Below are 25,590 nucleotides of genomic sequence, written 5' to 3'. Positions count from 1 at the left end.
GCATGTAGGAGCTGCCGAAGGCTGCGATCTTTTTTGCTGTTAAGGCTTAAAGGTCTTTCAGGATGTCAGCCATGTCATCGGCATGCTCTTCTTCCTGGGCCAAAATGTCTTCGAAGATGCGCCGGGTGGTCGGGTCCTTCTCGCCAATGTACTGAATGATCTCGCGGTAGCTGTCGATGGCGATCCGCTCGGCGACCAGGTCTTCGTAGACCATCTCCTTGAGGTTTTTGCCGGCCACGTATTGCGCGTGGGAGTTTTTCGACAGCAGGTCGGGGTTGAACTCCGGTTCGCCGCCCAATTGCACGATGCGCTCGGCCAAGCGGTCGGCGTGTTCGCTTTCCTGGTTCGCGTGTTCCAGAAACTCTTCGGCGGCGACATGGGCTTTCAAGCCGTTGGCCATGAAGTAGTGACGCTTGTAGCGCAACACGCAGACCAGTTCGGTGGCCAGCGATTCGTTGAGCAGGCGCAGCACTTCGTCGATATCGGCGCTGTAGCTTTCGGTCACGGCGCCGTTTTCGACGTTTTTACGGGCCCGCTCACGCAGGGTGGTTACATCAGACAAATGCATGCCGCTCATCTCGATCTCCTGGAGGCTAATCCGGTTGACGTCACGCCTCTGGGGACGTGATCGCTACTTAAGGTGTGAGTAATGAGCGTTGCGAAAAGTTTTATGCAATTGAGCGAGTGGTCAGGGTGTTGACGGGCTGTCGCCGTAGTGGGGGTTGAAGTAAAGCGCGAGTGGCGGCTGTCATAGACTGGTCATCTTCGCTGGGGATGCTTGGCTGATGTCTTGCATCCCGCCTTGCGTCACCTCACCGATTACAAGGATGTCCGCCCATGTCGCAAGGTTCCGCCACGCGTTACCCGCTGGTGCTGGTCCCCGGAATGCTCGGGTTTATCCGTTTGGTGCTGTACCCGTACTGGTACGGGATCATCTCGGCGCTGCGCCGGGGTGGGGCGACTGTGGTGGCGGTGCAGGTGTCGCCGCTCAACTCCACGGAGGTGCGGGGCGAGCAGTTGCTGGCGCGTATCGACGAGATCCTGCGCGAAACCGGCGCCGAAAAGGTCAACCTGATCGGCCACAGCCAGGGCTCGCTGACGGCGCGCTATGCCGCCGCCAAGCGCCCGGACCGAGTGGCCTCGGTGACGTCGGTGGCCGGGCCCAATCACGGCTCGGAACTGGCGGATTACCTGCACAAACACTACCCGGCGGACAGTGCAAAGGGCCGTGTACTCGCCTTCTTGCTGCGGATGATCGGCGCGGTGATGAGCCTGCTGGAAACCGGTTATCGCGGGCCGAAACTGCCGGTGGATATTCACGCCTCCCATGAATCCCTGACCACGGCAGGCGTGGCGCTGTTCAACCAGCGTTATCCACAGGGCTTGCCGCCAACCTGGGGCGGGCACGGCCCGGAAGAGGTCAACGGTGTGCGCTATTACTCGTGGTCCGGGACCTTGCAGCCGGGCAAGACTGATCGCGGCGGCAATCTGTTCGATGGGACGAATCGCAGTTGCCGCTTGTTCGCCAAAACCTTCGTGCGCGAAACCGGGCATTGCGACGGAATGGTCGGGCGTTACAGCTCGCACCTGGGGACGGTGATTGGCGATGAATACCCGATGGATCACTTCGACATTGTTAACCAGTCGCTGGGGCTGGTGGGGAAGGGCGCGGACCCGGTGCGGTTGTTTGTCGAGCATGCGGCCCGCCTGAAAGCGGCAGGCGTTTAGACCGCGTCATCGTTCATCGTGGGCAAGCCTTGCTCCTACGGTTTAGCGTCGATCCGTTGCAGGAGCAAGGCTTGCCCGCGATGGCGATCGATCAAGCGACGACGATTTTGCGGCCCAACACCGTCGTCCACCGCTCCGAAAGAATCACCCCGCTCAACGTCAACACCCCGCCGACCAGGTGATACAGCGCCAACTGCTCATGCAGCACCACCGCCGCGATCAGCGCGGTAATCAACGGCAACAGGTTGAAAAACAGCGTGGTGCGGCTCGGGCCCAGGCGCACCACGGCTTGCATCCACGCCAGTGGCGCGATCATCGAGGCCAGCAGGCAGGCATAAAGCACCAGCGGAATGTTTTGCAAGGTCGGGCCGATTTTCGGCGAGATCACAAACAGCGGAAACAGCACCAGCACCGCCACCCACACCTGCATATACAACAACACCAGCGGTGGCAGGCGCAGCTGCCATTTTTTCAGCAGCGTGCTGTAGATCGCGTAGGCCAGGGTCGCGATCAGCATCATCGCGTCACCCATGTTCACCCCGTGCTCCAGCAACGCGCCGAGGCTGCCGGACGACACCACCACCAGCACGCCGGCAAACGACAGTACCGCCCCGGCTAAGGCGCCGGCGGTCAGGCGTTGGCCGAGGCTGATCATGGCGATGGTCAGGGACATCAGCGGCATCAGCGACAGGATGATGCCCATGTTGGTGGCGGAGGTCAGGCTCGCGGCGAAATACGCCAGGCTCTGATACACCGCCATGCCGAGCACGCCGAGGATGAAAATCTTGCCCAGGTTCGGGCGGATCAGCGGCCAGTGGGCGATCACCGGTTTGAGCATGAAAGGCGTGAACAGAATCCCGGCGAGCAGCCAGCGGTAGAAACCGATCTCTGCGGGGAAAATCGCGCCGGCCGACATCTTGGTGATCACGGTGTTGCCGGCCCAGATGAAAATGGCCAGCAGGGGATACGCGTATTGCATGAGGGAAAAACCAGAACGTTGATGAGCGGCAATTATCCGCCTGTCTGGATGCAAGCCTATACTGCGATCCAGACAATCGGCCCCGGATGACGGACAGCATGAGCAGCAAACACATCGATCTGCTGGATTTCAGCGAATTGCCGGCCCCGGTGTACTTCCGCTACGCCGACTTCGACACCCACGAATACGCCTCGGCCCACCGCCATCCGTGGGGCACGCTGGAATATTCGGCCAACGGCGTGTTGCACATGGAAATCGGCAACAGCCGCTTCATGTCGCCGCCGCAGTACGCGGTTTGGGTGCCGCCGCAGACCGAACACAGTTTCTACAGCAACCAGCCGATCAACTACCGTGCGGTGTGCTTGGCGCCGTCGATATGCCGGGACTTGCCGCAACAGGCCTGCACCCTGGCCATCAGCGACATCCTTAAAGCCATCCTCAAGGATTTCGCCGCCCGGGACGTGAAAATCCCGGAGCGCGAAACCGATGTGCGTCTGGCTCAAGTGTTGGTGGATCAGCTGCAACAAGCGCCGGAGCACGCCTGTTATTTGCCCTACGCCAGCAACCCTGGGCTGCTCGGGATACTTGAAGCGTTGCAGGCCGAGCCAGGGGATAACCGGCCATTAGCTGACTGGGCGGCGCAGATTCATGTCAGCGAACGGACCCTGGCCCGGCAGTTCGTGCGTGAGTTGGGCATGAGTTTCGGCGAGTGGCGGCAACGCCTGCGCTTTCTCGCGGCCATCGAAGCGCTGGACAGCCAGCGCAGCATTCAGGACATCGCGTTCGACATGGGCTACAGCACCGGCTCGGCATTTATCGCGATGTTTCAGCGCCAGGCCGGGTGCACGCCGGAACAGTATCGACGCAGCCATTTAGAGATCAGGTGAAGGTGTAACGGGCTTTGTCTACACTTCAGGGCGAGGCCGCATCCATCGGTGCGGCAACAAGGAGAAAACTCCATGAAGATGTTGCGTGTCCCTTTGTTGATGATCGGTTTGCTGCTCTGCTCCCAGGGCTTCGCCGCCACGGCCCAACAGAACAAAATGACCACCTGCAATGCCGACGCTACCGCGAAAAGCCTCAAGGGCGATGAGCGCAAAACATTCATGAGCACCTGCCTCAAAGCCGCGCCGGCCGCCAATGACGCCAAAGTCCTGACCCCGCAGCAAGAAAAAATGAAAACCTGCAACGCCACCGCCGCCACTCAGGCGCTGAAGGGCGATGCGCGCAAAGCCTTCATGAGTGATTGCCTGAAGAAAAAATAAAGATCAAAAGATCGCAGCCTTCGGCAGCGCCTACATGAGACCGTGACCCCTGTAGGAGCTGCCGCAGGCTGCGATCTTTTCGCCGCGACACCGTTCGTGAGTCATCCGCTCGCTTCACCGCCGGAACGCTGGCAGACTGCCCATCCTTTTACGCCGTTCGTTTTGAGGCTGTATGCCAACGTTTTCTCAACGTCACGTCTTGCTGTTAATCAGTTGGGTCATCATCTTCGGTGGTTTGCTACTGGTCATCCCTTTGCGCCTGCTGCCGAGCCTGCTGGCCGGGTTGCTGGTGTTCGAACTGGTCAACATGCTCACGCCGCAATTGCAGCGGTTGATCGAAGGCCGCCGCGCCCGTTGGCTGGCGGTGGCGTTGCTGGGCACGTTGGTGGTCAGCGTGCTGGCGCTGATCTTCGCCGGCGCCATCAGCTTTTTGCTGCACGAAGCGGAAAACCCCGGGGCTTCCCTCGACAAATTCATGGGCGTGGTCGACCGCGCGCGCGGGCAATTGCCGCCGTTCATCGACGCCTACCTGCCCGCCAGCGCGGCCGAGTTCCGGGTGGCCATCGGCGAATGGATGAGCAAACACCTCAGCGACTTGCAACTGGTGGGCAAGGACGCGGCGCACATGTTCGTGACGCTGCTGATCGGCATGGTGCTGGGCGCGATCATCGCCCTGCAACGGGTGCCGGACGTGACCAAGCGCAAGCCGCTGGCCGCCGCGTTGTTCGACCGTTTGCACCTGTTGGTGCAAGCCTTCCGCAACATCGTGTTCGCGCAGATCAAGATTTCCCTGCTTAACACCTTCTTCACCGCGATCTTCCTCGCGGTGATCCTGCCGATGTTCGGCATCAAGCTGCCGCTGACCAAAACCCTGATCGTGCTGACCTTCCTGCTCGGTCTGTTGCCGGTGATCGGCAACCTGATGTCGAACACGCTGATCACCATCGTCGGTTTGTCGCTGTCGATCTGGGTCGCGGTGGCGGCGCTGGGTTACCTGATCTTTATCCACAAGCTCGAATACTTCCTCAACGCGCGCATTGTCGGCGGGCAAATCAGTGCCAAGTCGTGGGAGTTGCTGCTGGCGATGCTGGTGTTCGAAGCCGCGTTCGGCCTGCCGGGGGTGGTGGCGGGGCCGATTTATTACGCGTATCTGAAGAGCGAATTGAAGCTGGTGGGGATGGTTTGATCAGGTCGATGTGTATTGCCTGATCTGGCCTCTTCGCGGGCAAGCCTCGCTCCTACAGGGGATCGCGTAGGAGCGAGGCTTGCCCGCGAAGGACGCAACTCGGTGCTGGATCAGTCCATCGAACCGTAACGCTTCATGGCTTCAATCGCCAAGCCACTGCCGATGCTGCCAAAGATGTTGCCTTCCACATGCCGCGCGTTCGGCAGCATCGCCGAAACGCTGTTGCGCAGCGCCGGAATCCCGCTCGAACCACCGGTGAAGAACACCGTATCGACCTGATCAACCCGCACGTTGGCATCGGTCAGCAACTGCGTGACGCTGTTGCGCACCCGTTCCAGCAGGTTGTCGATGGCCGATTCGAACAAGGCGCGGGTCAGTTCCACGCTCAGGCCTGGCTCGATGCGGTCCAGCGGCACGTGACGGCTGTCGGCGTGGGTCAGCTGGATCTTGGTTTCTTCCACTTCCATGGCCAGCCAGTGGCCGGCGCGCTGGTCGATCAGCTTGAACAGGCGATCGATGCCGCCCGTGTCTTCGATGTCGTAGCGCATGCTGCCCAGGGCCAGGGTCGATTTCTGCGAGTACACCGAGTTGATGGTGTGCCAGGTCGCCAGGTTCATGTGGTGGCTGGTGGGCATGTAGGCGCCACTCTTCATCCGGCTGCCGTAGCCGAACAGCGGCATCATGCCTTGCAGGCTCAGTTGCTTGTCGAAATCGGTCCCGCCGATGTGCACGCCGCCGGTGGCGAGGATGTCATCGTGACGGTTGTCGTGCTCGCGGCGCTCAGGGGACAGGCGCACCAGCGAGAAGTCGGACGTACCGCCGCCGATGTCGACGATCAGCACCAGCTCTTCTTTTTCGATGGTCGACTCGTAGTCGAATGCGGCCGCAATCGGCTCGTACTGGAACGACACGTCCTTGAAGCCAATGGCCCGGGCCACGTCGACCAAGGTGTTTTCGGCTTCCTGGTCGGCCATTTCATCGTCATCGACGAAGAACACCGGACGCCCCAGCACCACTTCATCGAATTCCCGACCGGCGGCGGTTTCGGCGCGCTGCTTCAACTGGCCGATGAACAGGCCGAGCAGGTCCTTGAACGGCATCGCCGTGCCGAGGACGCTGGTGTCATGCTTGATCAGCTTGGAACCCAGCAGGCTCTTGAGCGAGCGCATCAGCCGGCCTTCGTAGCCTTCCAGGTACTCGTGCAGCGCCAGCCGGCCGTAGACCGGGCGGCGTTCTTCGATGTTGAAGAAGACCACCGAGGGCAGGGTGATCTTGTCGTCCTCCAGCGCGATCAGCGTTTCCATGCCGGGGCGCAGCCAGCCGACGGTGGAGTTGGACGTGCCGAAGTCGATACCGCAGGCACGGGCCGGAGATGCGTTTTTCATGTCTTTCGAGTTCCGGTTAAAAAACGGCCGCGCAGTGTATGCCAGTGCGGCGCAGATTCGAAGGCCGACTATCCGCTAAATCACCGCGAATAGCGCCTTGATAAGCTGGCGACATGCCCCAAACTTGTTTGCATTGGCCCTGGCAGCCATCCGGCGGTCGCAAGAACCGCCGTCCGCTGCCGATAAACTTCTGATGCGCTGCCCGGTCACAACCTTGAGATCGGTCAACCTGGCGCCTGCAAATGCGCGCATGCTGCCGGTGGTGGCGCGATTTTGATAACGGATGGTGATTCCCGCGATGGACTTCAAAGACTATTACAAGATTCTCGGTGTGGAACCGACCGCAGACGATAAGACGATTAAAGCCGCCTATCGCAAGCTGGCCCGCAAGTACCACCCCGACGTCAGTAAGGAAAAGGACGCCGAGGCCAAGTTCAAGGACGCCTCGGAGGCCTATGAAGCGCTGAAAAGTGCCGACAAGCGCGCCGAGTACGACGACTTGCGCAAATACGGCCAGCATGGTCAACCGTTCCAGGGCCCGCCAGGCTGGCAGGGGCGTGGAGGCGCCGCTGGCGGCGGTTTCGGTGGCGGTCAGGACACGGGCGATTTCTCGGACTTCTTCAGTTCGATCTTCGGCAACCGTGGGCCTGGTTTTGGTGGTGGAGAGTCGCGTCGCAGTACCGGACGTCGAGGGCAAGACGTGGAAATGGAACTACCGATTTTTCTGGAAGAAACCCTTTCGAACGAATCGAAGAAGGTCACCTTCCAGGTGCCGCAGTACAACGCGGCCGGCCAGCACGTCAGCAACACCAGCAAAAGCCTGAACGTGAAAATCCCGGCGGGCGTGACCGATGGCGAGCGTATCCGCCTCAAGGGCCAGGGCGCCCCGGGTGTCGGTGGCGGCGCCAATGGCGACCTGTTCCTGATCATCCGCTTCGCGCCGCACCCTAAATTCGACGTCGAAGGCGAAAACCTGATCATCACGCTGCCGCTGGCACCGTGGGAACTGGCGCTGGGTACTGAAGTGGCGGTGCCGACCCTGACCGGCAAGATCAACCTCAAGGTCCCGGCCGGCAGCCAGAACGGCCAGCGCATGCGCGCCAAGGGCCATGGCCTGCTGAACAAGAAGGGCGAACGTGGCTACCTGTTCGTGCAGTTGAAAGCCGTCATGCCGAAAACCCCGGACGATGAGGTCAAGGCGTTGTGGCAGGAACTGGCGAAGAAAGCCGCTTTCGACCCGCGAGAAAACTTTTGATCCGCTAGAACCCTGGAGCTACTGACTATGAGCAGTCCCCTGATCGTTCAACTGGACATGGCAGAATTCTGTGAGGCGACCGAGTTGTCGGACGTCTACGTGATCGAAATCGTCGAACACGGCATCCTCGAACCTCAGGGCGCACTGCCCAAGGACTGGCGTTTCAACGATTACGAACTGGCCCTGGCCAAGCGCGCCGCCAAGCTGCGGCGCGACCTGGAGCTGGAATGGGAAGGCGTCGCCCTGGCGCTGGATCTGCTCGAAGAGGTCCAGCAATTGCGGGCCGAAAACCGCATGCTCAAGCAGCGACTTGGGCGGCTGGTCGTCGAATAACACCCTCTGTAGGAGCTGCCGAAGGCTGCGATCTTTTGATCTTGTCTTTGATCTTTGGCGCCCGACAGGCCAATGAAAATCAAGATCAAAAGATCGCAGCCTTCGGCAGCTCCTACCCCCGGGGGGGGATCCGTTGTGAGCCGGTGCTGTCAGACCTGGCGCGGTAACACCACCATAAACACCGTGCCATCGACCTCATTGGAACTGACTTCTATCGTTCCGTGATGCGCATCAACCACTTGCCTGACGATAAACAAACCGAGCCCCAGGCTGGTTGACGGCTGCCCGAGTTCTTCGTCGGCGCTGCGCACCAGTGGATCGAAAATCGTACTGATCGCGTCTTCCGGGATCGGTACGCCATTGTTATGCACCGACAGGCGCACCGCCTCGGCCTCGCCGCTGAGGGTGACGGTGACGTCGCGCTTGTCCGAGCCATGCTGCAACGCGTTGCCAATCAGGTTTTGCAATAGTTGATCCAGCCGCCCGGCGTCCCAGACCCCTTGGGTATCACCCGTCACCTTGAGCGTTGGATCGCACTCCGGGTTGCCGGCGCAGGCTTGGGCGATGGCCTCGCGGGCGGCCTCGGCCAGGTCCATGGCCACCGGCTCGATGGGCAGGCTCTTGCCCAGTCGGCTGCGCACCAGTTCCAGCAAGTCGCTGACCATCACCGCCATGTGCCGGGTGCCACGCTTGATGTGTTGCGCGCAGAGCAGGGCGTCGCCTTCAAGGTTGGCTTTGCGCAGCAGCATCTCGGTCGACAGGCTCACTGCCTGCAAGGGCGCCCGCAGATCGTGGCCGAGGATCGCCAGGAAGATGTCCCGCGAGTGCGTGACCTGCTCGGCATAGGCTGCGGTGGACTCGGCCAGGGCTTGGTCGATGGCTTCGTTGAAACGGATCATGTCCTGGAAATAGGCCATGTCCGGCGACGCCAGGCTGTTGACCCACCGACGAATCACGCAGGCACGCAGGTGACGGAATTCGGAGGTCATCTGCACCAGATCAAACCCGACGTTGTGCCGCAACTCGCCATGGCTGGCGGCGGCCTGATCGAGGCTGGGGGATTTCTCCGGGCCGTCACCCTTGGCCTTGGCGGCCTGCTCCTGGGCGGTCTGGGCGGTGGTCATGTCCCGGGCGGCGGCCAGCAGGATCGATCGCGCATGATCGCGCAGCGTGACGCGGTCCAACGGCTCGTCGGCCGTCAGGTCGCGGGCAAACTGCTCCCACTCGTCAACGATATGATCAACCTCTACCACAATGAATTCGCTTAAGCGCATGGAGCAGAATCCTGAGCAGGGATGGCGGACAGTGATGCGCATCTTAGCGCCTTACCGGTCAGGTAAACACTGCCGATCTGCGTTGGGCAGGTGCGGTACTTATGTATAGCCGACTACTCAATTGTTGAAGGGTCGGCAACGTTTCCCTGAGGTTAACCCGGCAGTTTTTGAATTATTGTTCATCGTCGATGTTCGCTAGCCTGACGCTTCAAATAATCATGGACGATTGTGCTATGTCAGACGTGCAAACAGGGGCGCCGGCCCTTGATCCAGAGAACACCGGGCAGGGGCCGCATGGCCAACGTGTCAGGCAAACCATCCTTAACTCGAAAGCGCTGATGCCCGCCGACCGCTGGATAAGTGAGGCGCCCGCCCAGGGCGGCTTTCCCGAATGGTACCTAAAGGCGCGAAAAATCGATCGCGACCAGCTCAAGGAGCTATTTGGTCGCCGTTGGTTGTTACAGGGGCAACTTGAAGGGTTGACCGGTCAGTTGCAGCAGGATGTTCGACAGTTTGCCGAACCACTTTTAACGAACGCCTTGAAAGAAACCTTGAAGGTCGAACTGGATGTCCGTACCGCCCAACTGCGCTTATATGTTCCCGACACGTTAATACTGGGGATCAGCAGCGGTGCATTTCATTCCCGGCACATGACCTTGCTGGACGCGGCCCTGCACAACTTCGAAGCCCGCGAAGCCGAAACCGACGCGTTCGGCGACGGCTCCGGCGTGTTTACCCTCGACGCCGAGGGTGCACCGCTGCGGCATTCCCTGAGCGTGGCGCGGTTTGTCACCCTGTGTCGGCAACTGGACCTGGGTGCGCAATACCAGGCGCATCTCAAGCAAGTGTTCCTGCCCGATGCGGCGTCCGCGAAAGAGACGCTGCACCAACAATCCGTGGACAGCGCCAAAGCCGCGTTCAAACTCGCGGCGCTGACCGCGTACCTCAAGGGCGACATCACCTCCCACGCCTTCAGCCAGATGCTGGCGGTGCACGACGCAAAACCCGGGCGCGCCTTGTATGGCGCGCCGATGCTCAATCACCGGTTGTCGCTGATGGGGTTTCGGCTGAGCGGCATCACCCTGTTCAGTGCCGTGGCCGAGCCGACCTGGGTCAAGAACGCCGTGGACGAGATGACGTCTCCGGCCCTGAAGGCGCTGCTCGATGTTTCGAACTCCGTGCCTTTTCTGCCCAGTCAGGACCTGGAGCGATTCAAGCTGCTCAAGGCGTTTTTCGCCAATGGCCCCAAAGGCCTGTCCGAGGAACTGGCGCGTCGTCAGGACACCTACAACCAGAGCCGATTGGTGGGGCATCTGGTCGTTTACATCCCGGATGATCCCGACCATCCCCTGAAGGAATACGCATCGTTCACTGAGTTCATGACCACCCTGACCGGCCAATTGATCCGCGCCGATTACCAGGCGTTTTTCAGCCGATTTGTCGCGCAGAAAGACAAGGGATTGTTCTTCGCCAGAGCCAACGAACGCTTCAAGACCTTCAAATGGCAGCAGCGCAAACCCCTGGACATGGGCCCCTGGTGGCGTGAAACGGCCGTCGAGAATCCCGACCCCGAGCCCATCACCAATCCGTTGACCGGCGACCTGTGGCTGAGCGTTTTCAACGAACGCCGGGCCAAACTCATTGCCGACGCCCGACAGATTGCCGTGCCCACCGGTGACGAAGACGCCAAAAGTCGCTGGGAGCGCCTGACGAGCTACCTCGGCATTGGCTGGAACATCTTCAACTTTGCCGCGCTATTGGTGCCGGGTCTGGGAGAGGCCATGCTCGGCATCATGGCTGCGCAATTGCTGGAGGAACTGGTCGAAGGCGTCGAGGACTGGAGCAAGGGCGACCGCGACGAAGCGTCGGGCCACCTTCTCTCGGTACTGATCAACGGCGCGCAGTTGGCGATGATGGGCGCCGGCCACGTCTTGCCCAAAACCGGTTTGACGCCGATCCAGCCGTCGCCGGTGTTCGATGGCCTGCAAGCGGTGGAACTGCCGAGTGGCAAGCCCAGCCTGTGGAACCCCGACCTCACGCCTTACCAGCACGGCAAACCCTTGGACAAAGAGGTAAGCCCCGATGCCCTGGGCCTGCATCGGCAGGATGGCGACGTTGTCTTGCCGCTTGAGAACGCCCGCTACCGAGTCAGCGCCGACCCGGCCACCGGTGAATACCGTATCGATCACCCGAGCCGACCCGACGCCTACAAACCCCGGCTCGCACACAACGGCGCCGGGGCCTGGCGCAGCGAGCTGGAGCGGCCGCTGATGTGGGACGACGACAAAGTCTGGCAGCGCCTGGGCCATTCGCTGAATGAGTTGCCCGCCGCCCGCCAAGCGCAGGTGCGCACGGTCAGCGGTGTGGATCACACCGCCCTGCGGCGCATGCACGCCGAGGGGGAACGCCCGCCACCGCTGCTCAGCGACACGCTCAAGCGCTTTCGGATTTACACCGAGGCGCAGGACGTCAGCCAACAGATCCTCGACAACCGGATGAGCGATGCACTGGAAGGCTTTCTGCCGAGCTTTGTCACCGAACTGCCGGGGTGGCCCGCGAATCGCGCCATCGAGTTGTTTGAAGGGCCCGGGTTGTCCGGCGAGTCGATCACCTACGGCCATGTCGACGCCACGGCGGCGCAGACGATCAAGGTCAGTCGTGCGCAGTTACGCAGCGGGCAACTGCCCGAACTTGTGCTGGATGCGCTTCAGGAACCTGAAGTGCGCGACATGCTGGGCACGCGGCTGTCCACCGACCGAGCCGCGCGCCTGGATGCACTGCGCGCACGCCTGGCCATGCATGCCGGACGACAAACCCGGCGTCTGTTCGATTCGCTGTACAACGCCAGCGAGCGGACGAACGAGGCCAGCCTGAGACTGCTTCAGCAGGCGTACCCCAACCTGCCGGGCAGTGTCGGTGAAACGCTGTTGCGCCAGGCGAGCGCCGAGGAACTGAGGTTCATCGAGCAAAAAGGTCGCGTACCCCTGCGCCTCAAAGCCCAGGCTCGCCAGGCGCTGCACGAGGTGCGGGTGGTGCGGGCGTATGAGGGCTTGTACCTGGGCGACCTGGCCAGTACCGATACCCAGCGTCTGGCGCTGCACAGCATCGAGGCGTTGCCGGGTTGGTCCGACAGGGTGCGGATCGAGGTCCGACGTTTGTCGTTCAACGGTGAGTTGAGTGACAGCCTCGGACGCGCCGATGCGCCAATCCGCAAAGTGCTGGTGCTCAATGACGAAGGCAAGTTCGAAGCGCGCGATGGGCAGGATCAGCATCTGCACGGCGCCGACGAGCTGTACGGCGCTGTGCTGCATGCCTTGCCCGATGCCGAGCGCAAGGCGTTGGGCTACGAGATCAATCAGGGCACGCAACTCAAGGACGCCGTACAGCGCCAACCCCTGGCCCATGAGCGGTTCGCCGAGATCCTGCAGGACGCGCCCGTGCGTAAGCCGGCCTACGACCCGCAGACCATGAAGTTGCGGGGCGGGATGCAGGGTTATCGACATGTGCCGAGTGGAACCAGCGCACGTTATCGCGCACGGCATCTTTATCCCGGTTTCTCCGAGGCCGATCTCGACAGGTTGATAGCGGAGTTTTATCAACGCGGCATCTCCTACGAACGGCAAATCGGAGACCTGGAAAAAGAGTTCAGCGATCTGAACAACACCCTGCAACGCTGGGTGAACTCCAGGACCAAGGCGTTTCGTTTCAGCCCGACGGGGATCGCGGAATGGACCGCGCGCAACGAAATTGCCCGAAGGCTGGTGCGCTGCTGGCAACGGATCGGCCCACGGGGCATCGAGGCCGTCGGCGAGGCCCATCCCCAGCACCTCGACCTCAGCGGTTGTGGGCTCGGTGATCACCTGACGCCGCTGCCACCGCTGAGCGCCAACTTCAAACATGTCACCAGCCTGAGCCTGCGCAACAACCGCCTGCACATCGGCCAGATGGGATTTTTGCAAGCCTTTGATCGCGTCCGCTCACTGGACCTGGGGAGCAACCTGTTGAATCACCTGCCCTCGGTGATTGGCGACATGCGTTACCTCACGGAGCTGATGCTGGGGGATAACCGAATCGAGCTGAGCGAGACCGCCGTGGTCCGCCTGCGAAAGCTCACGCGCTTGCGCGCCTTGTCATTGTCCGGCAACCCGATCCGGCGGTTGCCCGATATCAGCCGGATGCCGCGCATGCAGGTGCTGGTGCTGCACAACACCGGCATTGAAACCTGGCCCGTGGGCCTGTTCGCCAGCCCCCGGCCACGCAATATTTTCATCGACATGACCCACAACCCCATTCGCCGCTTACCCGACGTTGCGCCCGGCTCGTTCCGTGCTGAACTGATCGCCAGGACCCATGTCAGTCGCGGGCCGCGCTGGATGTCGGCCCAGATCCTGGAGCGCTTGAGGCTGTATATCGAATCGGTGGGCATGGACCCGGAGCGGCCCTATCCGCCCCGAGGCACGCTGGACAGTACGCAGTGGGCCGAAGGCATGTCCGATGCGCAGCGGAAGCGGCGCCTGGATATCTGGGAAACGCTGGAAGACGAGTGGGGCTCAGAGCCCTTTTTCAATCGTATCCGGGGCCTGACCGAAACCGCCGACTTCAGGGCCTCGGGTCGTTATCGCATCGACCTGACCAGCAAAGTCTGGCGGATGCTGGAGGCCATGGGCGAAAACGCCGAACTGCGGGAAAAACTCTTCGCCGAAGCCTTGTTGCCGACTGAGTGCGTGGACGGGCTGACCCAGGTGTTCAACGCCATGGGCATCGAAGTGTTGATCCACGAGGCTTACCGGTTGGCCAATCCCGATCTGATTGAAGCCGAACTGGTGGCGCTGGCCCGGGGCCGATCACGGTTGCGGCAACTCGACGCCATCGCCCGGCGCCGGGTTTCCGAGCGTTTGGCGGCCAAGGAAACGTTTCGACGTCTCGATGCTAACGGCGAAGTGGTCGGGACCATCGATGTGGTGGAAGTGCACCTGGCCTACATGACTGATCTGGCCAAGCGACTCGACTTGCCATGGCAGGCGCGGGGCATGCAGTTTCGCGCGATTGCCGGCGTGAGCGAGGCGATGATCGAAGCCGCGTATGAGCGGGTGCTGGCGCTGGAAGAAGGTGATCTGTTGCGCGATGCGATTGCCGAGCAGCCGTTCTGGAAAACCTGGGTCGAGACCACGTACGCCGAAGACTTTGACGTTCTCAAGCGCCGGGTGGATTGGATCACGGCCTACAAAGTCGCCATGGATGAACGCGCCGTTGAAGGTCTGGCGCCCGAAGAAATTGCGCGTCTGGATCAGCAACTGACCGAGCTGGCCCAGGCGTTGGGCAAACCACTGGGCGAGGTCGCGCCGGGGCAAATCATGACCGACGCGGCGTATGACGCCGAACTCAACAGCGCCATCGAGGAGATGGATAACTTGCTCAAAACCCTGACCCAGCAAGCCATGGATCGGGCCAGGTTGACGCGCGTTGAACTGCCGTTCGAGGTTGATCTGCAGCCTTGAGATCAATGCAAAAAAACCTGTGGGCGGTTCGCCCCCACAGGTTTTCTGTATCGCGTCAGAACAGAAAGTAGCGCTGGGCCATCGGCAGGGTTTCTGCCGGCTCGCACCACAGCAACACCCCGTCAGCCTTGACCTGATAGGTCTGCGGATCGACGTCGATGTTCGGCAGGTAATCGTTGTGGATCAGGTCGGTTTTCTGCACCTCGCGACACCCTTTGACCACGGCGATTTTCTTCTTCAACCCCAGGGCTTCGGGCAATCCGGCGTCCTGGGCCGCCTGGCTGATAAAGGTCAGGCTGGTGGCGTGCAACGAGCCGCCGTAACTGGCGAACATCGGGCGGTAGTGCACCGGTTGCGGGGTCGGGATCGAGGCATTGGCGTCGCCCATCAGGCTCGCGGCAATCGCGCCACCCTTGAGGATCAGCGTCGGTTTCACGCCGAAAAACGCCGGGCGCCAGAGCACCAGGTCGGCCCATTTGCCCACTTCGATCGAGCCCACTTCATGGCTGATGCCGTGGGTGATCGCGGGGTTGATGGTGTACTTGGCGATGTAGCGTTTGGCGCGGAAGTTGTCGTTGCCCTCGCCGTCGCCCGGGAGCGCGCCGCGCTGTTTTTTCATCTTGTCGGCGGTCTGCCAGGTGCGGGTGATGACTTCGCCGACGCGGCCCATGGCCTGACTGTCGGAGCTGATCATCGAGAACGCGCCGAGGTCGTGAAGGATGTCTTCGGCGGCAATCGTCTCGCGGCGGATACGGCTTTCGGCGAACGCCACGTCTTCGGCAATGCTCGGGTCCAGGTGGTGGCAGACCATGAGCATGTCGAGGTGTTCGTCGATGGTGTTGCGGGTGAACGGCCGGGTCGGGTTGGTTGAACTCGGCAATACGTTCTTGAAGCCGCAGGCCTTGATGATGTCCGGCGCATGGCCGCCGCCCGCGCCTTCGGTGTGGTAGGTGTGGATGGTGCGGCCCTTGAACGCGGCGAGGGTAGTTTCGACGAAACCGGACTCGTTGAGGGTGTCGGTGTGGATCGCCACTTGCACGTCGTATTGGTCGGCGACACTCAGGCAGTTGTCGATACTGGCGGGGGTGGTGCCCCAGTCTTCGTGCAGCTTCAAACCAATCGCGCCGGCCTTGACCTGCTCGATCAACGGCTCCGGCAGGCTGGCGTTGCCCTTGCCGGTGAGGCCGATGTTCATCGGGAACGCGTCCGCCGCTTGAAGCATCCGCGCCAGGTGCCAGGGCCCGGAGGTGCAGGTGGTCGCGTTGGTGCCCGTGGCCGGGCCGGTGCCGCCGCCGATCATGGTGGTGACGCCGCTCATCAGCGCTTCTTCGATCTGCTGCGGGCAGATGAAGTGAATATGGGTATCGATGCCGCCGGCGGTGAGGATCATGCCTTCGCCGGCGATGACTTCGGTGCTGGCGCCGATGGCGATGGTGACGTTCGGTTGCACGTCCGGGTTGCCGGCCTTGCCGATGGCGGCGATGCGCCCGTCCTTGAGGCCGACGTCGGCTTTGACGATGCCCCAGTGGTCGATGATCAGGGCGTTGGTGATCACTGTGTCGACCACTTCGGCGGCGAGCAACTGGCTTTGGCCCTGGCCATCGCGGATGACTTTGCCGCCGCCGAACTTCACTTCTTCGCCGTAGGTGGTGAAGTCTTTTTCCACTTCGATCCACAGCTCGGTATCGGCCAGGCGCACCTTGTCACCGACGGTGGGGCCGAACATGTCGGCGTAGGCTTGTCTCGAGATTTTCATGCGCATGCCTTGGAAATTAGTTGAATGGGAGATCGCATTCGCGGGCAAGCCTCGCTCCTACAGGGGTCGTGTCGAATCATGATTGCGCGAACGACACATGACTTGTAGGAGCGAGGCTTGCCCGCGAAGAGGCCGGTACAGGCTGCATAAAACCTAAAGGTCACCCATGATCCGACCGGCAAACCCGAACACCCGGCGATGCCCGGCCAGATCGACCAATTCAACTTCCCGGCTCTGCCCCGGTTCGAAGCGCACGGCGGTGCCGGCCGGGATGTTCAGGCGCATGCCACGGCTGGCGGCGCGGTCGAAGGTGAGGGCGTCGTTGGTTTCGAAAAAGTGGTAATGCGAGCCGACCTGGATCGGCCGGTCACCGCTGTTGGCCACTTTCAGGCTGAGGGTGCGGCGGCCGACGTTGAGTTCGATGTCGCCGGGCTGGATCTGGTATTCACCGGGAATCATCCATTCGCTCCTTGCAGAATCTTGTAGTAGAGGGCGGTCGGCCGGTAGTTGCCGGCCGGGTCGCAGGCGTAGTCGGGGATTTCCCCGGCGCGGGTGTAGCCCAGCGCCTTGTAGAAGTCTTCGGCGGGGGAGCCGGCCTCGGTGTCGAGGTAGAGCATGCCGCGCTTGTGCTGGCGGGCGGCGAGCTCCAGGGCACTCATCAATTGCTGGCCGAGGCCGCGACGGCGGGCGTGCTCGCGCACCAGCAGTTTCTGCACTTCGGCGCGGTTCAGGCCGTTGGCTTTCTGGCACAGGGTCAGTTGCACACTGGCTTGCACCTGTTCGTCCTTGACCACCACCCACAGCAGCACGTTGCCTTGGTTCAGGTTGGCCTGGACCTCATCGAAATGGGCCCGGGCCTGAGTCGCGTCGAGGTCGGCCATGAAACCGACGCTGGCGCCATACCCCACGGCGTCCAGCAGCAAATCGATCAAACCCTGGCGATAGTGCGCAAAGCTTTCAACATTGACGCGGCGCAGTTGGGCGGCGTTCATCAGGTGTCACTCCTTGTTGGCAAGCGGCGGCTCCGCGCCTGGGTTGAGGGTCAGTTGCATGAAGGTCAGGTCCAGCCAGCGACCGAACTTGGTGCCCACCTGGGGCATCTGCCCGGTGATCACAAAACCGGCGCGTTCATGCAGACGAACAGAAGCGGCATTGCCGCTTTCGATGGCGGCGACCATCACATGCTTGGCGCAGCCCTTGGCGCGCTCGATCAGCACGCTCATCAATTGCGGGCCCAGACCGTTGCCGCGCTGGTCGCTGCGCACGTAGACCGAGTGCTCCACGGTGTGGCGAAAGCCGTCGAACGGCCGCCAGTCACCGAATGAAGCGTAGCCCAGCACGGTGTTCTCAGCGTCGACGATCACCAGGATCGGATACCCCTGGGATTGCCGGGCGCTGAACCACGCCTGGCGGTTGCCCAGGTCCACGGCTTGTTCGTTCCAGATCGCCGTGGTGTTGAGCACCGCGTCGTTGTAGATGTCGCGGATCGCCGGCAGGTCGGCGTGCAGGGCATCGCGAATGAGATAAGGCATGGCGTGGCCTCAGGCAATCGGTTGGTGGACGGTGACCAGTTTGGTGCCGTCGGGGAACGTCGCTTCAACCTGGATCTCCGGGATCATTTCCGGGATGCCTTCCATCACTTGTTCACGGCTCAGCAGGGTGGTGCCGAAGTGCATCAACTCGGCCACGGTGCGACCGTCACGGGCGCCTTCGAGCAGCGCGGCGGAGATGTAGGCCATGGCTTCCGGGTAATTGAGTTTCACGCCGCGAGCCAAACGCCGCTCGGCGACGAGGCCGGCGGTGAAGATCAACAGCTTGTCTTTTTCGCGTGGGGTCAGGTCCATCGTTGGAATCCATTTTTGGCAGAATGAAAATCGTAGGAGCTGCCGAAGGCTGCGATCTTTTGATCTTGACCTTCAAAAGGCCAGGATCAAAAGATCGCAGCCTCGTTTCACTCGACAGCTCCTACACAGCTCCTACAGGGGATTGTGTTTCAGGTGCTCCATATTCTTGGGGGGACGGCTTCGCGGCCGAGCAGTGCAGGGCGGAGCAACCGCCACAACTCGATCAACCAACCCCGTGCCAACAACGCCTCACTGGCCAAACATCGCGCCACCAACAGCCCGGGCAACTGGGTCAGATCCCCGCGCACGTCGTTGGGCAATGAGCGACAGGTTTCCAGCAGTTCACTGTCGATCTCACCCGTCACCAACAACGTCGCAAACACCGGTTGCCCATCCAGGCCAATCGGCGAGTCGAGCAAACCGTCGGCCCCGACAATGCGCTGGCGTTCATGCCAGAGCAACTGGCCGTCGCGGCGAATATTCAGTTGAGCCTGAAAATGCCCAAGGTCGAACCGCTCGCCACTGGCCGGGCGACCCAGCGCCACCACGTCCCAGTAAAACAACCGTGCATCGCCCTCAAGCTCGATTGACGTGCTGAGTTCAGCCTGGGCCGCGCTGAAAATTATCGTTTCCTGGGGCAGCCATTCCAGTGTCGCACCGGCCGCCACTTTCAAGTCCAGCTGCTGATAAGCGGGGCCGGCGGCGCGATACCACTTGGCGGCGCCGGGGCTGGTGATTTGTGCCCAGGCGTCAGTGCCGACACTGGCCGAAATATCCAGCCGATCCCCCCCGGCAATCCCGCCCGGCGGGTGGACAATGATGTGCTGGCAGACCTCGGGGCCTTCGGCGTACAGGTGCTTTTGCACCCGCAGCGGGCCGAGGTGGCGGCGCTGGACCGGGCGCGTGGTGTCGCCGAAACGGGCGTAGCCCAGCTCCAGCTCGGCGTGCCAACTCGGGGTGAACAGCGTGATAGGGGCAGGTAAATTCATAATTTCTGATTATTGTCAGGACGCTACAGACTAGATCGTAACCAGCCCGCGCACACCTTCGGCTTCCATATTTTCCCCGCGCCCCTGTTGCACGATCTCGCCCCGGGACATCACCAGGTACTGATCGGCCAGTTCGGCGGCGAAATCGTAAAACTGTTCCACCAGCAAAATCGCCATGTCGCCGCGAGCCGCGAGCTTCTTGATCACCGCGCCGATTTCCTTGATCACCGACGGCTGGATGCCTTCAGTGGGTTCGTCGAGGATCAGCAAGCGTGGACGGCTGGCCAGGGCGCGGCCGATTGCCAATTGCTGCTGCTGGCCACCGGACAAGTCCCCGCCGCGCCGTTGTTTCATTTGCAGCAGCACCGGGAACAACTCGTAGATGAACGCCGGGACTTCCTTGGCTTCGCTGCCGGGAAAACGTGACAGGCCCATCAGCAGGTTTTCTTCCACGGTCAGCCGCCCGAAAATCTCCCGACCCTGGGGCACGTAGGCAATCCCGGCGTGCACCCGTTGGTGCGGCTTGAACGTGGTGATCGGCTTGCCTTCCCAATTCACCGCGCCTTCCTTGGACGGCAACAGGCCCATCAGGCATTTGAGCAGGGTGGTCTTGCCCACGCCGTTGCGCCCGAGCAGGCACGTGACTTCGCCGACCTTCACCTCAAACGAGAGGCCGCGCAGAATGTGGCTACCGCCGTAGTACTGGTGCAGTTTGTCGACTTGCAGCATTTCAAATTCCTTCTGTTGCACACGATCCCGCTCTTGATCTGCGTTGTAGGAGCTGTCGAGTGAAACGAGGCTGCGATCTTTTGATCTTGATCTTGATCTTTTCTGGTGTCGCTAAAGATCAAAAGATCGCAGCCTCGTTTCACTCGACAGCTCCTACCAGCTCCTACCAGCTCCTACAGAGTGCGTGTTACCGGCCTAAATACACTTCGATCACGCGTTCGTTTTCCTGCACTTGTTCCAGCGACCCTTCGGCCAGCACGCTGCCCTGGTGCAGCACGGTGACGTGGTCGGCAATCGAGCCGACGAAGCCCATGTCGTGTTCCACCACCATCAGCGAATGCTTGCCGGCCAGGCTTTTGAACAGCTCGGCGGTGAATTCGGTTTCGGCGTCGGTCATGCCCGCCACCGGCTCGTCGAGCAGCAGCAATTGCGGGTCTTGCATCAGCAGCATGCCGATCTCCAGAAACTGCTTTTGACCGTGGGACAACAAACCCGCCGGGCGATTGACCGAGGTGGTCAGGCGAATGGTTTCCAGGACTTCGGCGATGCGATCGCGCTGTTCGCCGCTCAGGCGCGCCCGCAGGCTGGCCCACACCGACTTGTCGGTTTTCTGCGCCAGCTCCAGGTTTTCAAACACGCTCAGCGCTTCGAACACCGTCGGTTTCTGAAACTTGCGGCCAATGCCGGCCTGGGCGATTTGCACTTCGCTCATCAGCGTCAGGTCCAGGGTTTCACCGAACCAGGCCTTGCCGTGGCTCGGCCGGGTCTTGCCGGTGATCACGTCCATCAGCGTGGTTTTGCCCGCGCCGTTGGGGCCGATGATGCAGCGCAATTCGCCGACGCCGATGTACAGGTTCAAAGCGTTCAATGCCTTGAAGCCATCGAAACTGACGCTGATGTCTTCCAGGGTCAGGATGGTGCCGTGGCGCGTATCCAGACCGGGGCCGGCACGTTGGCCGAAACCAATACTGTCGCGGCTGGTGCCGGCATCCTTGTTCGGTTCCACCGGGAAAAAGGCTGGTTCGAGCATAAATTCCGCCGTCGCTGTGACTCTCATTGTTCGCCCCTTTTCTTCAGCAGACCGATCACCCCTTTGGGCAGATACAAGGTCACGACGATGAACAGGGCTCCGAGGAAGAACAGCCAGTATTCCGGGAACGCCACGGTGAACCAGCTCTTCATGCCGTTGACCACCCCGGCGCCGAGCAACGGCCCGATCAGTGTGCCGCGACCGCCGAGGGCCACCCAAACGGCGGCTTCGATGGAGTTGGTCGGCGACATTTCGCTCGGGTTGATAATCCCCACTTGCGGCACATACAGCGCACCGGCCAAGCCGCACAACACCGCGCTCAACACCCACACAAACAGCTTGAAACCACGCGGGTCATAGCCGCAGAACATCAGCCGGTTTTCCGCATCGCGCAACGCGGTCAGCACGCGGCCAAACTTGCTCTGCGCCAGGCGCCAGCCGATAAACAGGCTCGCCACCAGCAACACCACCGTGGCAAAAAACAACATCGCGCGGGTCCCCGGTTCGGTAATGCCAAACCCGAGAATCGTGCGGAAATTGGTAAAGCCGTTGTTGCCGCCAAACCCGGTTTCGTTGCGGAAAAACAGCAGCATCCCGGCGAAGGTCAGGGCCTGGGTCATGATCGAGAAATACACGCCTTTGATCCGCGAGCGGAAGGCGAAGAAGCCGAACACCAACGCCAGCAATCCCGGCGCCAATACAACGAGACACATGGCCCAGAGGAAGCTGCTGGTGCCGGTCCAGTACCACGGCAATTCGGTCCACGACAGGAAGGTCATGAACGCCGGCAAGGCATCCCCCGAGGCCTGGCGCATCAGGTACATGCCCATGGCGTAGCCGCCGAGGGCGAAGAACAAACCGTGACCGAGGGACAACAGCCCGGCGTAACCCCAGACCAGATCCAGCGCCAGGGCGACGATGGCGTAGCAAAGAATCTTGCCCACCAGCGTCAGCGTATAGGCCGAGACGTGAAACACGCTGTCCGGCGACAGCAACGACAACAGCGGCAGCGCCAACAGCAAAACCAGAATGACCGCACCGACGGCAATCGTGACTTTGGGGCCGGCCTTTTGTGTGGCCGTGAGCATCAGGGGCTGGTTCATCAGTCGATCACCCGTCCTTTCAGTGCGAAGAGGCCTTGCGGACGTTTCTGGATAAACAGAATGATCAGCGCGAGGATCAGGATCTTGCCGAGTACGGCACCGATTTGCGGTTCGAGAATTTTGTTCGCAATGCCCAAGCCAAACGCGGCCAGGACACTACCGGCCAACTGGCCGACACCTCCGAGCACCACCACCAGGAACGAGTCGATGATGTAGCTCTGGCCGAGGTCCGGGCCGACGTTGCCGATCTGGCTCAGCGCCACGCCGCCGAGGCCGGCGATGCCCGAGCCGAGGCCGAAGGCGAGCATGTCCACGCGCCCGGTGGGCACGCCGCAGCACGCCGCCATGTTGCGGTTTTGAGTGACCGCACGCACGTTCAGGCCGAGCCGGGTTTTGTTCAGCAGCAGCCAGGTCAGCACCACCACAAACAGCGCAAACGCGATGATCACGATGCGGTTGTAGGGCAACACAAGATTCGGCAGCACTTGAATCCCGCCCGACAACCACGCCGGGTTGGCCACTTCAACGTTCTGCGCGCCGAACACCAGACGCACCAGTTGAATCAGCATCAGGCTGATGCCCCATGTCGCGAGCAAGGTTTCCAACGGGCGGCCGTAGAGGTGACGAATCACCGTGCGTTCCAGCGCCATGCCGATGGCAGCGGTGACGAAAAACGCCACCGGCAAGGCGATCAGCGGGTAGAACTCGATGGCTTGCGGGGCGAAGCGCTGGAACATCAGCTGCACCACGTAAGTCGAGTAAGCGCCGAGCATCAGCATCTCGCCGTGGGCCATGTTGATCACGCCGAGCAGGCCGAAAGTGATCGCCAATCCAAGGGCCGCGAGCAGCAGGATCGAACCCAGCGACATGCCGCTAAAGGCTTCACCCAGAATCTCACCGATCAGCAGTTTGTGTTTGACCTGAGCGAGGCTGGTTTCGGCGGCGGTGCGCACGCCGGCATCGGCTTCGACGCCGGGTTCAAGCAAGCCTTCGAGGCGCGTGCGGGCCAACGGGTCGCCGGTCTCACCGAGCAAACGCACGGCGGCGAGGCGCACGGCCGGGTCGGTGTCTACCAGTTGCAGGTTGGCCAGTGCGAGGCTCAGGGCCGCGTGAACGGTTTCATCTTTTTCGCCAGCCAGTTGCTGGTCGAGGAATTTCAGCTGCGCCGGTTTGGCGCTTTTTTGTAATTGCTGCGCAGCGGCCAGACGGATTTTTGGATCGGCGGCGAGCAATTGGTGGCTGGCCAGTGCGGTGTCGATCAGACCTCGCAGGCGGTTATTCAGACGCAGGGTTTTCGGTTGGCCGTCGACGGTCAGTTCGCCTTGTTGCAGGGCGTTGATCAGTTCGACACGGACCGGATCGGGCTGCGCGGCCCAGGTTTCCAGGAGTTTGGCTTGCTGCACCGGATTGGCGGCGACGAAGTCTTCGGCGTCCCCGGCATGGGCGGCCATCGGCAACAGCAGCGCGATGGCGAGGAGTAAACGATAAAGGGACATGGCGACGTCCTGAAAGGCGATGAGGAACCTCGTAGGAGCGAGGCTTGCCCGCGAAGGGGACCTCAAAGCCGCCAAAAGCTTCGCGGACAAGCCTCGCTCCTACAGGTTTCGTGTGAGTGCAGTCAGGTGCCTCAGTTGCTCTTCACCGCGTAATCCGGCTTCTTGTCGTTGCCATCGATAAACGGGCTCCACGGCTGGGCGCGGATCGGCCCTTCGGTCTGCCACACGACGTTGAACTGACCGTCGGCCTGAATCTCGCCGATCATCACCGGTTTGTGCAGGTGGTGGTTAGTCTTGTCCATGGTCAGGGTGTAACCCGATGGCGCGGCAAAGGTCTGGCCGGCCAGGGCTTCGCGAACCTTGTCGACGTCAGTGGATTTGGCTTTCTCCGCCGCTTGCGCCCACATGTGGATGCCGACGTAAGTGGCTTCCATCGGGTCGTTGGTCACCGCTTTGTCGGCGCCCGGCAGGTTGTGTTTCTTGGCGTAGGCTTTCCAGTCCGCGACAAACTTCTTGTTCACCGGGTTCTCAACCGATTCGAAGTAGTTCCACGCCGCGAGGTTGCCCACCAGCGGCTTGGTGTCGATGCCGCGCAGTTCTTCTTCGCCCACCGAGAACGCCACGACCGGAACGTCGGTGGCTTTCAGGCCCTGGTTGGCCAGCTCTTTATAGAACGGCACGTTGGAGTCGCCGTTGACCGTGGAGATAACGGCAGTCTTGCCACCCGCCGAGAATTTTTTGATGTTGGCGACGATGGTCTGGTAATCGGCGTGACCGAACGGGGTGTAGACCTCTTCGATGTCTTTGTCCGCTACACCTTTGGAGTGCAGGAACGAGCGCAGGATTTTGTTGGTGGTGCGTGGGTAAACGTAGTCGGTGCCGAGCAGGAAGTAACGCTTGGCGCTGCCACCTTCTTCGCTCATCAGGTATTCCACCGCCGGGATCGCCTGTTGGTTCGGCGCGGCGCCGGTGTAGAACACGTTTGGCGACATCTCTTCGCCTTCGTATTGCACCGGGTAGAACAGCAAGCCGTTGAGTTCTTCGAACACCGGCAACACCGATTTACGCGACACCGAGGTCCAGCAACCGAACACCACCGCCACTTTGTCCTGGGTCAGCAACTGCCGGCCCTTTTCGGCGAACAGCGGCCAGTTCGACGCCGGGTCAACCACCACCGGTTCCAGCATCTTGCCGTTGACGCCACCCTTGGCGTTGATTTCGTCGATGGTCATCAACGCCATGTCTTTGAGGGAAGTTTCGGAGATCGCCATGGTCCCGGACAACGAATGCAGGATACCGACCTTGATGGTCTCTGCGGCCTGGACAGTCCAGGTCATGCCCATCGCGGCAATGCTTGCCGTGAGTGTGAAAGCCTTGATCAAGCTGCGACGCTTCATTGTGCGATCTCCGTGAACATTAGTATTTTTTTTGATGGGCAGATGCGGACTACTGAAGGCTGTTTTGCAAGGGCTGTGCCCGGTCGGCAAAAGGTAAGGAAATGTCGTATTAGAGCGGTTGCGCGGGGATAGCGGCGCACCAGGAAGGAACGCCAAGGATGCGCTGGTGCGCCGAGATGCGCCACATTGGGGCGCAGACCACGATGATCGTTGTGTAGGCGCTCTGTACGCGCCGTGTAGGAGCTGACGAGTGAAACGAGGCTGCGATCTTTTGATTTTGATTTTTTAAGATGAAAAGATCGCAGCCTCGTTTCACTCGTCAGCTCCTACAACGAGACGTGCG

General features: G+C 61.3%; 22 protein-coding genes. 7 read left to right on the top strand and 15 right to left on the bottom strand.

Going from position 1 to position 25,590, the window contains the following annotated elements; genetic code table 11:
- Window positions 1–46: 46 nt before the first annotated feature.
- Complete coding sequence (locus V5E99_RS17080) at window positions 47–577, bottom strand: ferritin-like domain-containing protein (protein WP_499803492.1); 531 nt, start codon at window positions 575–577, stop codon at window positions 47–49.
- 260 nt (window positions 578–837) lie between these two features.
- Between V5E99_RS17080 and V5E99_RS17075 the strand changes: the two genes are divergently transcribed.
- Complete coding sequence (locus V5E99_RS17075; protein ID WP_499803491.1) at window positions 838–1,728, top strand: alpha/beta fold hydrolase; 891 nt, start codon at window positions 838–840, stop codon at window positions 1,726–1,728.
- Window positions 1,729–1,819: 91 nt separating this feature from the next.
- Here the strand turns inward: V5E99_RS17075 and V5E99_RS17070 are convergent, their stop codons facing one another.
- Complete coding sequence (locus V5E99_RS17070; protein WP_499803490.1) at window positions 1,820–2,707, bottom strand: DMT family transporter; 888 nt, start codon at window positions 2,705–2,707, stop codon at window positions 1,820–1,822.
- A 98-nt stretch (window positions 2,708–2,805) separates the two neighbouring features.
- Here V5E99_RS17070 and V5E99_RS17065 point away from each other — a divergent pair, with 98 nt between their 5' ends.
- The 3 genes from V5E99_RS17065 to V5E99_RS17055 all read left to right on the top strand — a co-directional run bounded on the left by V5E99_RS17065 (window position 2,806) and on the right by V5E99_RS17055 (window position 5,158).
- On the top strand, window positions 2,806–3,594 hold the full coding sequence (locus V5E99_RS17065) for an AraC family transcriptional regulator (RefSeq protein WP_499803489.1): 789 nt from the start codon (window positions 2,806–2,808) through the stop codon (window positions 3,592–3,594).
- A gap of 72 nt (window positions 3,595–3,666) precedes the next feature.
- Window positions 3,667–3,972, top strand: a complete 306-nt coding sequence (locus V5E99_RS17060; protein WP_499803488.1) for a PsiF family protein — start codon at window positions 3,667–3,669, stop codon at window positions 3,970–3,972.
- Between the two features lie 172 nt (window positions 3,973–4,144).
- A complete protein-coding gene (locus V5E99_RS17055) occupies window positions 4,145–5,158 on the top strand; it encodes an AI-2E family transporter (RefSeq protein ID WP_499803487.1) in 1,014 nt (337 codons plus the stop codon).
- 110 nt (window positions 5,159–5,268) lie between these two features.
- Here the strand turns inward: V5E99_RS17055 and V5E99_RS17050 are convergent, their stop codons facing one another.
- Window positions 5,269–6,543 (bottom strand): Hsp70 family protein, encoded by a 1,275-nt coding sequence (locus tag V5E99_RS17050; RefSeq protein ID WP_499803486.1) that lies wholly within the window; start codon window positions 6,541–6,543, stop codon window positions 5,269–5,271.
- Window positions 6,544–6,841: 298 nt separating this feature from the next.
- Between V5E99_RS17050 and V5E99_RS17045 the strand changes: the two genes are divergently transcribed.
- Both V5E99_RS17045 and V5E99_RS17040 read left to right on the top strand, forming a co-directional pair.
- Window positions 6,842–7,798 carry a DnaJ C-terminal domain-containing protein gene (locus V5E99_RS17045; protein ID WP_499803485.1) on the top strand — a complete coding sequence of 319 codons (957 nt, stop codon included), beginning with the start codon at window positions 6,842–6,844 and terminating at the stop codon, window positions 7,796–7,798.
- A 27-nt stretch (window positions 7,799–7,825) separates the two neighbouring features.
- Complete coding sequence (locus V5E99_RS17040) at window positions 7,826–8,131, top strand: chaperone modulator CbpM (RefSeq protein WP_499803484.1); 306 nt, start codon at window positions 7,826–7,828, stop codon at window positions 8,129–8,131.
- 149 nt (window positions 8,132–8,280) lie between these two features.
- Here the strand turns inward: V5E99_RS17040 and V5E99_RS17035 are convergent, their stop codons facing one another.
- Entirely contained in the window at window positions 8,281–9,405 is a 1,125-nt protein-coding gene (locus tag V5E99_RS17035) for a sensor histidine kinase (protein ID WP_499803483.1), read from the bottom strand.
- 233 nt (window positions 9,406–9,638) lie between these two features.
- Between V5E99_RS17035 and V5E99_RS17030 the strand changes: the two genes are divergently transcribed.
- A complete protein-coding gene (locus V5E99_RS17030; RefSeq protein ID WP_499803482.1) occupies window positions 9,639–14,903 on the top strand; it encodes an NEL-type E3 ubiquitin ligase domain-containing protein in 5,265 nt (1,754 codons plus the stop codon).
- 55 nt (window positions 14,904–14,958) lie between these two features.
- On the opposite strand, the gene ureC is transcribed toward V5E99_RS17030, so the two are convergent.
- From ureC to urtA, 11 genes are all read right to left on the bottom strand, one after another.
- Window positions 14,959–16,665, bottom strand: coding sequence for an urease subunit alpha (gene ureC, locus V5E99_RS17025; RefSeq protein ID WP_499803586.1), 1,707 nt, complete (start codon window positions 16,663–16,665; stop codon window positions 14,959–14,961).
- Between the two features lie 147 nt (window positions 16,666–16,812).
- Window positions 16,813–17,118, bottom strand: coding sequence for an urease subunit beta (locus V5E99_RS17020; protein ID WP_030128285.1), 306 nt, complete (start codon window positions 17,116–17,118; stop codon window positions 16,813–16,815).
- The gene (locus V5E99_RS17015; protein WP_499803481.1) at window positions 17,115–17,651 is read right to left on the bottom strand and encodes a GNAT family N-acetyltransferase; all 537 of its coding nucleotides are present in this window, start codon (window positions 17,649–17,651) and stop codon (window positions 17,115–17,117) included. Before V5E99_RS17015 ends, V5E99_RS17020 begins: the two co-directional genes overlap by 4 nt.
- A 6-nt stretch (window positions 17,652–17,657) precedes the next feature.
- Window positions 17,658–18,191 carry a GNAT family N-acetyltransferase gene (locus V5E99_RS17010; protein WP_499803479.1) on the bottom strand — a complete coding sequence of 178 codons (534 nt, stop codon included), beginning with the start codon at window positions 18,189–18,191 and terminating at the stop codon, window positions 17,658–17,660.
- 9 nt (window positions 18,192–18,200) lie between these two features.
- Window positions 18,201–18,503 (bottom strand): urease subunit gamma, encoded by a 303-nt coding sequence (ureA, locus tag V5E99_RS17005; RefSeq protein WP_033055605.1) that lies wholly within the window; start codon window positions 18,501–18,503, stop codon window positions 18,201–18,203.
- Window positions 18,504–18,652: 149 nt separating this feature from the next.
- The gene (locus V5E99_RS17000; RefSeq protein ID WP_499803478.1) at window positions 18,653–19,492 is read right to left on the bottom strand and encodes an urease accessory protein UreD; all 840 of its coding nucleotides are present in this window, start codon (window positions 19,490–19,492) and stop codon (window positions 18,653–18,655) included.
- A gap of 30 nt (window positions 19,493–19,522) precedes the next feature.
- Window positions 19,523–20,221 (bottom strand): urea ABC transporter ATP-binding subunit UrtE, encoded by a 699-nt coding sequence (gene urtE, locus V5E99_RS16995; RefSeq protein ID WP_169371835.1) that lies wholly within the window; start codon window positions 20,219–20,221, stop codon window positions 19,523–19,525.
- 187 nt (window positions 20,222–20,408) lie between these two features.
- On the bottom strand, window positions 20,409–21,251 hold the full coding sequence (gene urtD, locus V5E99_RS16990; RefSeq protein ID WP_499803477.1) for an urea ABC transporter ATP-binding protein UrtD: 843 nt from the start codon (window positions 21,249–21,251) through the stop codon (window positions 20,409–20,411).
- Between the two features lie 23 nt (window positions 21,252–21,274).
- Window positions 21,275–22,354 (bottom strand): urea ABC transporter permease subunit UrtC, encoded by a 1,080-nt coding sequence (gene urtC / locus V5E99_RS16985; protein ID WP_499803476.1) that lies wholly within the window; start codon window positions 22,352–22,354, stop codon window positions 21,275–21,277.
- Window positions 22,354–23,850 carry an urea ABC transporter permease subunit UrtB gene (gene urtB / locus V5E99_RS16980; RefSeq protein WP_499803475.1) on the bottom strand — a complete coding sequence of 499 codons (1,497 nt, stop codon included), beginning with the start codon at window positions 23,848–23,850 and terminating at the stop codon, window positions 22,354–22,356. The genes urtC and urtB overlap by 1 nt, the downstream gene beginning before the upstream one ends.
- Before the next feature lie 131 nt (window positions 23,851–23,981).
- Entirely contained in the window at window positions 23,982–25,247 is a 1,266-nt protein-coding gene (gene urtA, locus V5E99_RS16975; protein WP_499803474.1) for an urea ABC transporter substrate-binding protein, read from the bottom strand.
- Window positions 25,248–25,590: the final 343 nt, after the last annotated feature.

The organism is Janthinobacterium sp. LPB2021202312-11-4 (assembly GCF_037049705.1).
Lineage (GTDB): Bacteria > Pseudomonadota > Gammaproteobacteria > Pseudomonadales > Pseudomonadaceae > Aquipseudomonas.
The sequence above is the reverse complement of the archived record's forward strand: the minus strand, read 5'-3'. Positions and strand labels throughout refer to the sequence as shown.